Annotated in this window: 14 protein-coding genes and 5 pseudogenes; 11 read left to right on the top strand and 8 right to left on the bottom strand. The window is 68.0% G+C overall.

The features are described 5' to 3' along the window. The 5 genes from ACNPQM_RS41980 to ACNPQM_RS42000 all read left to right on the top strand — a co-directional run. A partial coding sequence (locus ACNPQM_RS41980; RefSeq protein ID WP_418088118.1) for a hypothetical protein occupies nt 1–268 on the top strand: 268 nt, incomplete at its 5' end. A 516-nt stretch (nt 269–784) separates the two neighbouring features. Then, entirely contained in the window at nt 785–1,285 is a 501-nt protein-coding gene (locus ACNPQM_RS41985) for a hypothetical protein (protein ID WP_418088119.1), read from the top strand. Between the two features lie 81 nt (nt 1,286–1,366). Beyond that, complete coding sequence (locus tag ACNPQM_RS41990; protein WP_358863329.1) at nt 1,367–1,963, top strand: hypothetical protein; 597 nt, start codon at nt 1,367–1,369, stop codon at nt 1,961–1,963. A 217-nt stretch (nt 1,964–2,180) separates the two neighbouring features. Continuing rightward, the gene (locus ACNPQM_RS41995; RefSeq protein WP_418088120.1) at nt 2,181–2,303 is read left to right on the top strand and encodes a hypothetical protein; all 123 of its coding nucleotides are present in this window, start codon (nt 2,181–2,183) and stop codon (nt 2,301–2,303) included. Nucleotides 2,304–2,504: 201 nt separating this feature from the next. After that, nucleotides 2,505–3,374: a DUF1963 domain-containing protein gene (locus tag ACNPQM_RS42000; RefSeq protein WP_418088121.1), complete on the top strand. Its 870-nt coding sequence runs from the start codon at nt 2,505–2,507 to the stop codon at nt 3,372–3,374. Nucleotides 3,375–3,785: 411 nt separating this feature from the next. On the opposite strand, the gene ACNPQM_RS42005 is transcribed toward ACNPQM_RS42000, so the two are convergent. From ACNPQM_RS42005 to ACNPQM_RS42030, 6 genes and pseudogenes are all read right to left on the bottom strand, one after another. Continuing rightward, the gene (locus ACNPQM_RS42005) at nt 3,786–4,304 is read right to left on the bottom strand and encodes an SRPBCC family protein (protein ID WP_418088122.1); all 519 of its coding nucleotides are present in this window, start codon (nt 4,302–4,304) and stop codon (nt 3,786–3,788) included. Then, entirely contained in the window at nt 4,301–4,663 is a 363-nt protein-coding gene (locus ACNPQM_RS42010; protein WP_418088123.1) for an ArsR/SmtB family transcription factor, read from the bottom strand. Before ACNPQM_RS42010 ends, ACNPQM_RS42005 begins: the two co-directional genes overlap by 4 nt. A gap of 333 nt (nt 4,664–4,996) precedes the next feature. Then, a pseudogene (locus tag ACNPQM_RS42015) lies at nt 4,997–5,282 on the bottom strand (transposase); the annotation flags it as partial. Beyond that, nucleotides 5,282–5,488 (bottom strand): annotated as a pseudogene (locus tag ACNPQM_RS42020) (Lrp/AsnC ligand binding domain-containing protein); the annotation flags it as partial. The pseudogenes ACNPQM_RS42015 and ACNPQM_RS42020, both read right to left, overlap by 1 nt. Nucleotides 5,489–5,772: 284 nt before the next feature. Continuing rightward, a complete protein-coding gene (locus ACNPQM_RS42025; RefSeq protein ID WP_418088124.1) occupies nt 5,773–6,168 on the bottom strand; it encodes a hypothetical protein in 396 nt (131 codons plus the stop codon). A 189-nt stretch (nt 6,169–6,357) separates the two neighbouring features. Further along, nucleotides 6,358–6,648: a hypothetical protein gene (locus ACNPQM_RS42030; RefSeq protein ID WP_418088125.1), complete on the bottom strand. Its 291-nt coding sequence runs from the start codon at nt 6,646–6,648 to the stop codon at nt 6,358–6,360. 130 nt (nt 6,649–6,778) lie between these two features. Between ACNPQM_RS42030 and ACNPQM_RS42035 the strand changes: the two are divergent. Together ACNPQM_RS42035 and ACNPQM_RS42040 are read left to right on the top strand one after the other, a co-directional pair. Then, nucleotides 6,779–6,868, top strand: a pseudogene (locus tag ACNPQM_RS42035) (DUF742 domain-containing protein); the annotation flags it as partial. A gap of 435 nt (nt 6,869–7,303) precedes the next feature. Next, a complete protein-coding gene (locus tag ACNPQM_RS42040) occupies nt 7,304–7,897 on the top strand; it encodes an isochorismatase family protein (RefSeq protein ID WP_418088126.1) in 594 nt (197 codons plus the stop codon). A 276-nt stretch (nt 7,898–8,173) separates the two neighbouring features. Here the strand turns inward: ACNPQM_RS42040 and ACNPQM_RS42045 are convergent, their stop codons facing one another. Then, nucleotides 8,174–8,374, bottom strand: coding sequence for a hypothetical protein (locus tag ACNPQM_RS42045; RefSeq protein WP_418088127.1), 201 nt, complete (start codon nt 8,372–8,374; stop codon nt 8,174–8,176). Nucleotides 8,375–8,693: 319 nt separating this feature from the next. On the opposite strand from ACNPQM_RS42045, the pseudogene ACNPQM_RS42050 reads away from it, so the two are divergent. Further along, a pseudogene (locus ACNPQM_RS42050) lies at nt 8,694–8,937 on the top strand (IS5/IS1182 family transposase); the annotation flags it as partial. Nucleotides 8,938–9,093: 156 nt separating this feature from the next. Further along, the gene (locus tag ACNPQM_RS42055) at nt 9,094–9,858 is read left to right on the top strand and encodes a class I SAM-dependent methyltransferase (protein ID WP_418088128.1); all 765 of its coding nucleotides are present in this window, start codon (nt 9,094–9,096) and stop codon (nt 9,856–9,858) included. Here ACNPQM_RS42055 and ACNPQM_RS42060 read toward each other — a convergent pair. Next, complete coding sequence (locus ACNPQM_RS42060) at nt 9,855–10,733, bottom strand: class I SAM-dependent methyltransferase (RefSeq protein ID WP_418088129.1); 879 nt, start codon at nt 10,731–10,733, stop codon at nt 9,855–9,857. The two genes, ACNPQM_RS42055 and ACNPQM_RS42060, sit on opposite strands and share 4 nt — an antisense overlap. A gap of 237 nt (nt 10,734–10,970) precedes the next feature. On the opposite strand from ACNPQM_RS42060, the gene ACNPQM_RS42065 reads away from it, so the two are divergent. Both ACNPQM_RS42065 and ACNPQM_RS42070 read left to right on the top strand, forming a co-directional pair. Then, the gene (locus ACNPQM_RS42065; RefSeq protein WP_418088130.1) at nt 10,971–12,005 is read left to right on the top strand and encodes a hypothetical protein; all 1,035 of its coding nucleotides are present in this window, start codon (nt 10,971–10,973) and stop codon (nt 12,003–12,005) included. A gap of 209 nt (nt 12,006–12,214) precedes the next feature. Next, nucleotides 12,215–12,361 (top strand): annotated as a pseudogene (locus ACNPQM_RS42070) (aminoglycoside phosphotransferase); the annotation flags it as partial. Between the last annotated feature and the right edge of the window lie 259 nt (nt 12,362–12,620).

Here is a 12,620-nt window from a genome sequence, read left to right on the forward strand (position 1 = left end):
GAGTTCGAACGCACCATCAGCGAAGCACGCGCCGAGCACCATCAGCAGGACCAAGCCGCGTAAGGAAGGCCTCTACGTTTCCAGGGGATTGACAAAAGTGGTTGATCAGAACTGGGACGACGACACCGACTATCACCGGGCCGTGGGGCGGGCGTGGGTCATGGTGGCGGTCGCCTCGTGTTGCTCGTTGGTGGTTGTCGGGCTCGTTGCCCTCGCCGTCTTCGGCGTGGGCATCTTCGTGGCTCTCGCGAACGCTCTCAGCGGATAGCCCGCTGCGGTACAGCAGCGAAGTACAGCAACCACAGCAACCGCCCCCAGTCGGCGGCGTGCCTCTAGAACTTCAGCGCAACCGGTATGACGGTCAGCGACCCGCGGTCTATCCCGGTCACTCCAATGGGCTGTCTCGGATTGCACGGGACGGCCTTTCCGCAGCTCAAGCATCCTGTATCAACTTGTGTGCTGGGTGATTCCCAAGCTGCGCCCACTGCGCATCAGTCAACGACAAGCCACGAGACGACACCCTGCTCTGCTTCCACCCCTGGAACAGCTTCGCCCCGAGTCCGAGCTCGTCGCCGGCCTCCGTCCATGCCGAACCCGTTCTCTGGGTCTTCCGGGACGGCGGCACCCTGTTCACGGACGGCTTCACCTTCACCCCGGAGGGATCCGCCTGGCGGCGTGCGAGCTGAAGTGCGGGCGCGGGGGAACCGAGTTGCGATGCGGTCGGGAGCTGCGGTGGAATCGGGCGGACTGTGCCCCTGCGGCCCAGGCGGGGAGAGATCGGTTCATGGACGGGACGACAGCGCTGGACAGCGTGCTGCAGCAGGCGCACGTGGTCCAGGTGGGCTTGTGCGGGTTCGGGGTGGAAATTTGGTTACGCACACTCAAACGGCCTCGGGAGTCAACAGTTGCTCACCCCCTCTCGCCAGTAGTCCAGGGCCTGCGGTCCGGGTGCTGCCCCGACCTCGAACCCGCCGCCGACGACACCGTCGGACGACACCTGATCCGCAGCCATCACTACAAGAACGTCACCGACGATGACGGCAATCATGTCTCCGACGGCGAGGAACGTGAGGTCCCCTGGGTCGCCATCACGCCGGTTGTCCAGGCCATCCGCGTTCTGGAACGCATGGTGCCCGAGAGGGAACTCCTGCTCAGCGCCGCTCACCACGACTTCCCTGACCCTCGCGGCTACCACGGCACGTTGAAGAACAACGCCTTGAACAACCGGATCGAGAGATTCGTAGCTCGGGTGAATCATGAAGCCGAGGCGCAGGGCCTGCCCTGACCCGCGAGCCGCCCTGCCGGAAGCCGCGGCCATCGTGGAAACCCGCGGCACAAGCCGGCAGCCGCGGGATACGGTCACCCCGTGACAGGAACGACATGGGACATACTGCTGCTCGGCGGAGCCTCCGGTATCGGCAAGAGCCGCGCCGCCGCCCGGCTCGCCGCCGGGACGGACGGATTCATCGTCGAGTTCGACGACGTCGTCAGCGCCGTCCAGGCCATCACCACAGCCGAACACCACCCCGCCCTCCACCACTTCGACCACTCCCCTGACACAGCCCGCCTGACGAACGATCAGGTACTGGCCCTGCAGATCGCCACCGCACAAGCCCTGGAGCCCGCCGTCCTGGGCGTCGTCCACAACCGCCTGACGGTCGACACACCGGCCCTGATCGAGGGCGACTACCTCACCCCGGCCGCCGCCGCGCGGGCCGTCGAGGACGGCCGGGCCGCCGGACGCCGCGTACGGGCGGTCTTCCTACACGAGCACGAACCCGGGCAAATCGCTGTCAACTACGCCACCCGCGAACCCGACGACGGAGACCAGACGGAACGCGCGGACGTCAGCGCCCGCTACTCCCACTGGCTCGCCCAGCAGGCCCGCACCTACGCCCTCCCCGTGGTCCCCTGCCGCCCCTGGGACACCCTCCCGGCCCGCATCCGCGAGGCCGTCGACTGACGGAGGACGCCGGCCACGGAGGCGCCGCCCCCTGGCCCTGGGGGTGACGATGCGCACCCTCGCCGTGCGACGGCCGGGGTTCCGCAGGGCGCGGACGCCGGTGCCGCGGCGCCAGAACCCGGCGTCGCGTCCGAGGACCGGCCCCGGGCTCGCCGACGTGGAGCTCCAGCTGCAGCTTCCGGTTCCGTGACGGGGTCGACCTGGAACCACCAGCCGTGTGATTGGGGCGCCCGGTCGCAAACTGCGCCCTGGCGACGACCTGACCGTCACGGTCGGCGACGCGGCCTCGTACACCCCCGACGCGTACGCCGCCGGGCACACGAAGGGCAACAAGGCCTAGCGGATCACGGTCGTCATCGAAAACGCGGGCAAGGAGAAGTTCGACGCGGCGCTCGTGAACGGGGAACCCGCCACTGTCACACCCTTCACTGACACGAAACCGAGAGATCGCATACGCCGTTGCGAGCGGGCATGCCCGTTCCCAGGGGCCGGCGCCCGCTACGGAGGGTGGCTGTCAGTCCCCGGTCCTAGAGTCCGATGCATGATCCGTCGCACCCCTGCCCGCCCCGTGGACGTGGAAAAGCTCTTCCCTGAGCTGGTCCCCTTCCGCCGTGAGTCCGTCCGCCTTCACCCGCGCGCCGGCTCCCCTTCGCACCACGACAGTTCCGTTGGAGGGCCACTGCTGTGGCCTGCGGCAGAGCCATGGCCGGTCTGCATAGAGGAGCACTTCGACCCCGACACCGTGAGCGAGGTCCAGGCTGCCGTGCCCATGGTTCCCATCGTCCAGGTCCGCCCGGCCGACGCACCCGGAATCCCCTTCCCAGAGGGAACCGACCTGCTGCAGGTGCTGTGGTGCCCTTATGCGCACGGCGAGTACTGCTACCCCCTGCCGCAGGTGCACTGGAGGGACTCTGGAGTCATCAAAGACATTCTGCCTACTCCGGAGCCGGTGAAAGACCTCCCGAAGGACTGGTATCCGGACCCGTGTGTGGTCCACCCGGAGCAGGTGACCGAGTACCCCAGCTGGGACCTTTCCCGGGACACGCATGACGCGTTGCAGGCCCGTTTCAAGGAGCTGAAGGCAACGACCGGCCTGGACTACTGGTATCACTTGGCTGAGGCGCCCGGGATCAAGCTGGGGGGTTACCCCGGCTGGACACAGGAACCCTGCTGGCCCGACTGCGAAGCCTGCGGCGGGCGCATGGAGCACTTGCTGACCGTCGCGAGCGAGGAATTCGACGGAGAGTCCTGGCGTACGTGGCTGCCGGTGGAGGACAGAACCGACAGCGGTTGGACAGAAGCCGCGGACAATCCCGCAGGCTTGTGCCTCGGCGACGTCGGAGGCGTGTACATCTTCGAGTGCCGAACCTGCCCGGACCGCCCCATCGGGCACTGGTTCGACTGCTCGTGACCGGCGAACCCGTGCCAAGCGGCGTCGAAGCATCACGGGTTCAGGAGCGGCTCAGTCGAGGGCTGCGTCGTCCGTGACCCGCGGCCGCGCGCTGGCCGCGCGGTATCCGGGTTCGTACGCCTGCTGGGATCTGGCGCAGCACCCCAACCCGGCGATCGGCGACGAGGACAGCCAGGTAAGGCTGTCTGCCCGCCTGGAACCAGTCCTCGCCGCGCACATCGGTACCGCCCTGGCGGGCGCGGAGGTAATGGGCGGGCGACGAACGGAACGCGAGACGTACACCCGGATCCAGACCGAACTGACGGTGGAAAGCACCACCGAGCCGTGGCCACCCGGTACGAGAAACTCGCCGTCCGCTACGAAGCGACCGTGCTGGTCGCAGCCATCAATGAGTGGCTGTGACCAGCACTTTCACAACACGCCCTCGTTGGCCAGCGAGGTCGCCAGCTTCTCCAGTGCCGCCATCTGCTCCTGCATGCCGGTCTCCATGCCGGACTGGATGATCGCGTCGCGGATGGTGCGGTCCGGCACCTCGGTGAGCATCCACAGCGACGTACGGCCGTCCTTCTCGGTGAAGACGGCCGTGTTCACCGCGGCGTTCTTCTCCGCCTCCTCCGGGGTCATTCCCGGCGCACCCTCGAATACCTCGGTCCAGACGATCCGCTCCTCGGGGACGATCTCGCGGTACTCGCCGTGGAAGGCGACCTCGAATCCGCCGTTGGCCGTCATGGCGTACCGCCACTTGCCGCCGACACGGAAGTCCATCTCGACCGTGTCCATCGTGCCGCGCTCGCCGCACCACCAGCGCCTGACCAGTTCAGGCGTGGTCCACGCCCGGTAGACCAGCCGGCGGGGCGCGTCGAAGTCCCGGGTGATGAGGATCTGGTCGTCCGCCGGCAGGGTGAGGGTCGCGGTGCGGTTGCTGGTCATGGTCTGTTCTCCGTTCTCTCGTCGTGGTGCTCTTGCTGCTTGAGGTCCTCGATGACGGCGTCCAGCCGGTCGAACCGCACCGACCAGAACCGTTCGTATCTACCGACCCAGTCGTGGATCGGCTTCAGTGCCTCGGCGTTGAGCCGGTAGAGCCGGTGCCGGCCGTCCTCCCGGACGTCCACGGCACCGACGTCCCGCAGGACGCGCAGGTGTTTGGAGACCTGCGGCTGTGTCAGCGCAAGTTCCTCGACCAGGGCGGTGACGGTGCGTTCACCGCTGGCTAGGACATCGAGTATCCGCCGGCGCTGCGGTTCTGCCACGGCGTTGAACGCGTCTGCTGTCGTCGGGGCCCGTGCCATGTCAGCCATCGTATTCCGATATGGGAATGCGTCAAGCCAGCCATGCCGCTGTGGCAGCGCGGGGTGCGTGTCGGATTGCCGGGGATCCGGCAGGAGACGCAGGTCGCAGGCGTGTAGCGCTGCCTTGCAGCCACCTCCGACGGCGCCGGAGAACTTCCACAACACGCACTAGCTCAAAGTTTCATGATGGGTCGTCGGATTCTCCGGCGGCCCGTTTCGGTTCGTCGGGCCGGTGATGGGCAGGGCGACGGCCCGGCTCTCGCGTCGGGTGGGCGCCGGGTTCCACGGCTTCGGTCATGGGGTTCTGCTCGTCCGGTCAGATGGTTTGGCAGGTCAGCCTGGGCTGGGGAGCGCGTCGAGCCTCTCAATCGCGTTGGTGATCGCGTCGGTCCATGGCCAGTGGCGGGCGAATCTCAGGTGTCGCCTGCGGGCGGTGGTGACCAACTGGGCCGCGGCGGAGAACGGGCGAAGCCGGATCCGCCGGGGCTCCCAGAGTTAGGGCTTGCCGGTCAGGGCGAGCATCGGCAGCCAGGCCAGTAGGTCCAGGGCGAGCTGGACGATCTCGGCCACGGCGGGCAGGCTGGCCAACTTGTCGGCGTGGAAGTCCTCGTAGGCGGGCAGGTCGGCCACCTCGACCTGGAGCAGATAGTCGAAGTTGCCGGTGATGTGGTGGCAGGCGACCGCCTCGGGCAGCCGGGTGACCGCACTCTCGAACGCAACCCCGTCCGCGGGGGCGCGAGGACCTGGTCGAGGCGGTCGAGTTGGCTGATGATGCGAGCGGACCCGGTCTCGGCAGCGATCCCAATCGTAATGCGCTGAGCGCAATACTCAATGAGCTTGAGACCAGGCAGGGTTGGCGGCCTGTCGCCGTCCCCGCCCGGGCCCGGAACCGGAGCCGGGGCGGGGAAGCCCTTGTGCTTCAGAGGCGGCCCGCGGACGTCTTTCCAGGGCGCGCCGAGAGCGAGGCCCTGTCGGCGGAAGGTGGCCACGGTGCGACGGGGCCGAAGGCGGCGGCCACGATAGCGAAGGCGTGCGTGTCCTCAGAAGCTGCTTCTCGGCTGCCTACGGCCGTTGATGCAGAGGTGTCGGCCTCGGTGGTTGCGTGCGAGTCAGCGGGTGAGAGGGACGGCACGGGCCAGAGGTTCCGGGTCTCCGTAGAGGGCGGCGTGGAGTGCAGCGGCGAGTTCGCGGGCTCGTTCTTCGCTCCGCAGGCCGTGCATCATGAAGTAGACGGGTCCCGTATAGGCGTCCAGATCGACCTCGTGGCTTTGGATCAGGCGGGCGATCGCAGCCCGGATTGCATCGTTGACGGCGTCGGCGACAGCGTGGCCGGAGCCGACGGTGAGCGTGTCCGCCTTCACGGTCCACCGTTGGCGTGCTTCGGATTCGGTGGCGACGAATACGGCGTTGTGCGCCATGGCGTTCCGGTAGACGTCGTGGAAGGCGTCGGTGCCGGTGGCGTCCGGGATGAGGTGGGCGGGGCAGGGAATCGGCAGCGGCTGCACGAGGGCAATTGTGGCAGCAGGTGAGATCCATACGAATCCGGGACACGATGGAGTGATCGTCCCTGGCCACCCGGACTGTGTCACGTTCGATGTTCACGAGAAACGGTTCTGGCGCAGATTCCGTGGAGCGATTACGGATCGTAACATCTCATCGAAGAGCGCGCCGGTCCGAAGCCCGCATAGCGGCGGTCAGGCGCGAACCAGGAGTACAACGCCTGCGGCCAGGAACGCGAGGCCGAAGGCGGATAGAAACCCACCCCAGATCCGCACGAACCTCCACTGGAGTGGGGCGTAGCGGAGGAAGTCCATCCCTGGATGCTCAAATCCCAGTCGGTTGAAGGTCCGCAGGAGGCTGGGGGCTGCGTGGGCAGGATTGAGGTACGTGTCCACGATCCGCTGGGCGATCCCGCGGTGGTCCGTCGCCAGCGCAAGCCCGACCAGTATCAGCCCGACGCCCAGCAGCAGAGGGAGCAGATACATTCCGTTCCTCCGGTGCAGGGGCGTCGACAGATGCACCGTACGCAGGGATGCGGACAGACTGTCATGCCGCAGACCGGCAACCTGAAGCCCAGTTCACTGCCGGTCAGACACCGACGAGTACGCGCATCCCATCGCTGACCGGCTGAGCATCCCTCTCGGGGTCGCCCGAATCCTCGTGGCAGACCTGGCAGAAGCCGGCCTTGTGCAGATCCACGTCCCAACGGCAATCAGCCTGCGGAGATGATGTGGATCAACGCGCCGAGGACTGAGGCACCTCCCGGCATGCGCAATGACGGGTCATTTGACACTGATGCGGAAGAGGAAGGTGCGCCGGTAGTCAGGGCCCGGCTAGATGTACGGGAAGATGCAGGTGAGGACTGAATCGGCTGACCGCGCTGCCCGAAGTCGTGACCGCACACCAGCTGCGGCTGCAGCTGGAGCGGCGGTTGGGAGCGGGCGGCCGCGCCATGTTCGCGGACGCCTACGCCATCACCTCGTGCTGGTGGAACATCCCCGCCCTGGCGAGCGGTCGGGTTGGGGGGTTCGCTCGTCGGGTGGTCGGGCGCGGCAGTCGGCCCAGCGCAGCCGACGGCGGTCTGGGTCTGTGTGCACATCATGTCTGCGGGCCGGTATCACGCGACCAAGGGGACGAGCCGTGCGACGTGGACTGATCGTGGTGGATGTGCAGAAGGACTTCTGTGAGGGTGGCAGCGTCCCGGTGAAGGGCGGTGCGGGCCGCGCGGCGGCCATCGCCGACCTGGTGCGGCGTTCGGCGGGCAGCACGTACGCGCACGTGGTCGCCACCCGCGACCACCACATTGACCCGGGCGGGCACTTCTCCGACCGTCCGGACTTCTCGACCTCGTTCCCGGTCCACTGCGTGGCCGGAAGCGAGGGCGGCGACTTCCACCCCCATTTCGCGCCCGTCACCGCGGACGGCACCGTCGACGAGGTGTTCTACAAGGGCGCCCACTCGGCCTCGAAGAGCGGCTTCGAAGGCTCGACCGAGGGCGGAACCTCGCTCGCCGACTGGCTGCACGACCGCAAGATCGCGGCGGTGGACATCGTGGGCATCGCCACCGACCACTGCGTGAGAGCCACCGCACTGGACGGCATCCGCGCCGGCTTCACCGTCCGCGTCCGGCTCGACTACACCGCCGGAGTCGCTCCGGACACCACCCGCGCGGCCGTAGACGAGATGAAACACGCGGGCGTGCACCTCACCGGCCAGCCGGTCGTGCTCTCCTGAACGACGAGCGCCATCCGCCGCCTGGCATGTACGGACAAACTGCCCCGCACTCAGCCGCCGCGCGTCCAGGTCGGGAGATCGAGAGAAGTTCAAAAGAGGCCATGGGACGACCTTGAAGCCCCAACGCTTCCGTCGAGCGGCGGGGTCACGCTCGGCGACGTGCCGGGCGACGTCGACCGGCGTCCACCGCCTGATGCGGACTCGTCGGGGGCCACGGCGCCCGACTGGCCAGGGACGCCACACAAGCTGCGAAATCCCTGGCCACCGCCTGGATGGCTATTCGTCCGCCGGGCGCCACCCGGCGTTTTGCTGGTCGAATTCCCGCCAGCGATCGGCGTACGACCGATCAGTGTTCGCGGGTCCCGACGTCCGGGTGGGCTCGGTCACCTGGTCTGTGCCGTTGACGTAGACCGTGGACTCACGGCTGTACGTCTTGCTGTACAGGGTGACGGCGTACAGGTTCTCGTCGGCGTTCACGCATCGACCGCACGCACGATCCCGTCGTGGTACACGCCGCTGCTGCTCTGGCGGTAGCTGACGATGCGCACGGCCTGACTCGGGTCAGGCTGGAGGTCTGCAACCGTGGCCATGGTGGATCTCCTTCGTTCCTGCGGGGGGGGAGGCGCTCCAGACGCTAATCGAACCCACAGCGAGGGACCCCGGCGACACCGCAGGGGTCCCTCGCATGCCCAGCCTTCGATCCCGGCCGCGCTCGTCATCGGACGCGTCCGGCTCCGGGGCCTGCGCCGTCGGTAGGGCCGCGGTCCTGGCCGTCATCCGCGCGATACGCACCTGACTGCGGCGGCGCGGCATCGCCCACACCATTCCCGAGCGGGCCGACCAGAAGCGCAACCGGGCCCGCCACGGCAGCCGAGGCGGACACCCGCCCCGCTTCGACAAGCAGCTCTACAAGCAGCTCAACGTCGTGGAACGGTGCTTCAACCGCCTCAAGCAGTGGCGTGGCATCGCGACCCGCTACGACAAGACCGCAGTCCTACCAAGCGGCCGTCACCCTTGCCTCGCTCCTGATGTGGGCGTGACATTTGAATCCTAAGCGGCCTGGCCGAGGTTCGCTTCGGTACGGCCGTACCCGATAGGGGCGCCGGGGTCAGCGGCGCACTTCGCCGCGCCCGCTTGGCGCCGTAACCCGAAAAAGCAGTGGCCGCGTGGGCTCGGGGCCACATACGTTCGCCTCCATGGTTGACGCAACTTTCGGGCATCCGCGCCTCGCCGCCATCTACGACCCACTCGATCCGGACCGCAGCGATCTCGACGCGTATCTCGCGATGTCGGAGGAGTTCGGCGCGCGGTCCGTGCTGGACATCGGGTGCGGTACGGGCGTGTTCGCGCTGCTGCTCGCCGAGCGCGGGATTACGGTCACCGGGATCGATCCCGCGCGGGCGTCCGTCGACGTCGCGCGTGGCAAGCCGGGCGCGAAGCGGGTGCGCTGGCTCGACGGCGACGCGCGGGACCTGCCGCCCATGCAGATCGACCTGGTGACGATGACCGGGAACGTCGCCCAGGCAATCGCCGATCCGCAGGCGTGGCGTACGACGCTGCGCAGCGCGTACGAGGCGCTGCGGCCCGGCGGGCGGCTTGTCTTCGAGACGCGCGATCCGGCGCAGCGCGTGTGGGAGGAGTGGGCGGAGTGGACGCGCGAGACCACGTACCGCATGACGGACATCCCGGGCGTCGGCCACGTCGAGACCTGGGCCGAGCTGACGGACGTGAGCCTGCCGCTGGTGAGCTTCCGGGGTACGCACGTGTTCGCTGCGGACGGGGACGTACTGACTTCGGAATCGACACTCCGCTTCCGCGAACGTACGGAGATCGAGCGGGACTTGCACGGGCACGGCTTCGTCGTCGAGGACGTGCGCGACGCACCCGACCGGCCGGGCAAGGAGTTCGTGTTCGTGGCGCGGCGCGGTACCGCGGAGCCCGTCCCTCCCGGAATGCCCTAGGGAGGGTGCGCACCACACAGCGCCGGGCAGACGGGACTTTGAAGACACTCCGTATCAAGCAACGTTTGCCCGGGCGGCTTTCCGGTGAGGGCAGGCGCGCTACGTGTGGGTGGCCTCGAAGGCCACACGTTGTCTGCGGCTGTTGGTGCAGTGTCTGCTCGGTAGCCGCCGTGGACGGTGACGTCGGTGAAGCCCGCCTGGTGCAGCATGGCGGTGAACTGGGGCAGCCCGAACCACAGCAGGGAGAAGATCTGGAGTTCGGTGCGTGTCAGGGCGCCGTTCGTCCAGGCTTCGTAGCGGAGCCAGCGGGTGGTGCGCTGGGCGACCGGGTCCACGTGCGTGCGCCAGGTGGTGAGGGTGACCAGTTCGCTGCCGTTCCACTGGTGCGGGACCGGTCCAGTGTCGGGGGCCGTGTCCAGGGACGGCGGTTCGACGTCGACGATCAGCCGACCTCCGGGAGCCAGGCTGGCGTACATGGCGGCCAGCGCGGTCTGTGCGCTGTCATGGTCGGGAAGCAGGGCGAAGGAACCGGTGGGGATCACGATCGCTTCGAAGGCGCCGGGTTCGCAGTGCATGGTCATGTCGCTTTCGAAGACATCGGCCTTCAGTCCTCGCCGGGCGCAGTTGATGCGGCACTGTCCCAGCATGGCGTCCGAGGTGTCGTAGCCGCGCACGGCCAGTCCCCGTTCGAGCAGGGGGATCAGGATGCGGCCCGTGCCCACGGCGGGTTCCAGTACGGGGCCGGATACGTTCCGCAGGCGGTCGGCGTAGAACTCGACGTCGCCGAACGAGGTGCCGACCGGCTTGTCGATTTCGTAGAACAGGGTTGCCAGCGGTCCGTAGCGCCAGGCCGTGGCGTCAAAGCCGGTGTTCATGCAGTCCTTCGGTGATGCTTCGGGTGGATATAAGTGCTCTGACCAGCACCTTGTGGGCACACTGCCAGGGCGTCGCCCCGGAGGCCGTCGAATATGCGGGCATGGTCGCAGCAGTGCGAGGGCGCCGCCGGGTGGGTGAGCTGACTGCCGCTGTCGCCGGACGGACACCGCTACGACGCCGGTGACATCGACGGCGGCGGGGCCACCTTCTCCGCGCAGGCACTCGCCGCATCCGGGGTGACGCCGGGTTCCACGATCGCCCACGACGGTGTCGCGCTGACCTGGCCCGCCACGGCCGGCGCCGGGAAGCCGGACAACATGGTCGCCTCCGGTCAGACCATCGCGGTCAGCGGCACGGGTGACACGCTCGGCTTCCTGGTCTCGGCCAGCTACGGCCCCGCAGGGGGCACCGGCACCTTGTACTACAAGGACGGGTCGAGCAAGGAGTTCGACCTCAGCAGCCCCGACTGGTTCAGCGACAGCGGTGAGGTCGCCGTCAGCTCCGCCTATCAGAACCGTCAGGGCAACGAGAAGTACGACGCTCCCGGATACGTCCACTACGTCGGTGTGCCACTGCAGTCCGGCAAGACACCGGTCAGCGTCCAGCTGCCCGATGTCAGTTCTGCTGCCACCGAGTGGACGCCGACGCTGCACGTCTACGCCATGGGGCTCGGCAACGCTGTGGACGACCTCGCGTCCACCTTCAACAGTGTGGTCGTCACCCAGGACACCGCGACCAATGTGGGTGATCTCGACGGATGGGGCAGCAGCCTGTCCGCACAGGTCCTCAGCAAAGCCGGCGTGACCGCGGGCTCGACCATCTCCCACAAGGGGCTCGACTTCGTCTGGCCCGCCACCGCCAGCGGCAACGAGACCACGGGCACGGTCACCACCGGTGGCCTGGATAACGTTGTCTCCTCCGGCCAGACCGTGGCGATCAACGGCACCCGCGGGGGCACACTCGGCTTCCTCGTCGATTCGAGCTACGGCCCCGCCGGAGGCACCGCGACCATCCACTACTCGGACGGCACCAGCCAGCAGTTCACCCTGAGCGGCCAGGACTGGTTCGGCGGTACCGGTGACGTCGCCATCAGCACGGCGTACCAGAACCGCCAGAACAACCAGAGGTATGACCATGCCGGCTACGTCTATTACGTGGATGTGGCACTGCTGTCCGGCAAGACACCGGTCAGCGTCCAACTGCCCGACGTCAGCACCGCAGCCGCTCCCGGCAGGCCCACGCTGCACGTCTTCGCGATGACGCGCGGCTGACGACCAGCCAGGGAGACAGTTCCCGGGGTCGGGGTCGACCGAGGTGTGATCCTCGGCCGACCCCGACACGTGCGTGCGCGGTGGGGTGCGGGTGTGTGTGTCCGCCATGGGCAGTGGCAGCTGGACGCGGATGCCGACCAGGAGCTCGAGCACCTCGAAGAAGGCCCCGGGGTCGGGCACGCTGTGGCGGGCCACGGTGCCTGCAAAGGCGGTTACGGGACGGGCTGGCGTGCTCAGCAGAAGTGCAGCAGGTGGCGCAGCCATGGCGTGAGGCAGGGAGGACAGAGCTGACAACGCGGGCCGTGGAGGAGCGGCTGAATGCCTATGTCACCGCCCTGATGGACGCGCTGGGCTGAGCCCAAGCAGCCCGGGGCACGGTCGCGAGCGCCGGGCCCGGCTGCCACGTCCGGGTGCGGAGCCGATTGCACACCCGCACCGGGGCACCCCCGAGTACGGGTTGTCCCGGCCGACAGCTCTGCGACGCCTCCGAATCGAACTGCAAAATCATTCGCCGTAACAACTCCGCTGAGTAGGCCCGGAGCGCGGTGCCGGGGTTGCTCCCGGTCCGTTTCTCCGGACCTCTCGCCGAACCCGCCGTGCGCCTCTCAACGCAAC

The sequence above is a fragment of the Streptomyces sp. NPDC056231 genome, assembly GCF_048270745.1.
Classification (GTDB): Bacteria; Actinomycetota; Actinomycetes; order Streptomycetales; family Streptomycetaceae; genus Streptomyces.

Coding starts and splice junctions, on each gene's coding strand:
- ACNPQM_RS41985 (WP_418088119.1), top strand. CDS start 785: ATGGACGGGACGACAGCGCTGGACAGCGTGCTGCAGCAGGCGCACGTG.
- ACNPQM_RS42000 (WP_418088121.1), top strand. CDS start 2,505: ATGATCCGTCGCACCCCTGCCCGCCCCGTGGACGTGGAAAAGCTCTTC.
- ACNPQM_RS42060 (WP_418088129.1), bottom strand. CDS start 10,733: ATGAACACCGGCTTTGACGCCACGGCCTGGCGCTACGGACCGCTGGCA.
- ACNPQM_RS42010 (WP_418088123.1), bottom strand. CDS start 4,663: ATGGCACGGGCCCCGACGACAGCAGACGCGTTCAACGCCGTGGCAGAA.
- ACNPQM_RS42030 (WP_418088125.1), bottom strand. CDS start 6,648: ATGTATCTGCTCCCTCTGCTGCTGGGCGTCGGGCTGATACTGGTCGGG.
- ACNPQM_RS42005 (WP_418088122.1), bottom strand. CDS start 4,304: ATGACCAGCAACCGCACCGCGACCCTCACCCTGCCGGCGGACGACCAG.
- ACNPQM_RS42055 (WP_418088128.1), top strand. CDS start 9,094: ATGGTTGACGCAACTTTCGGGCATCCGCGCCTCGCCGCCATCTACGAC.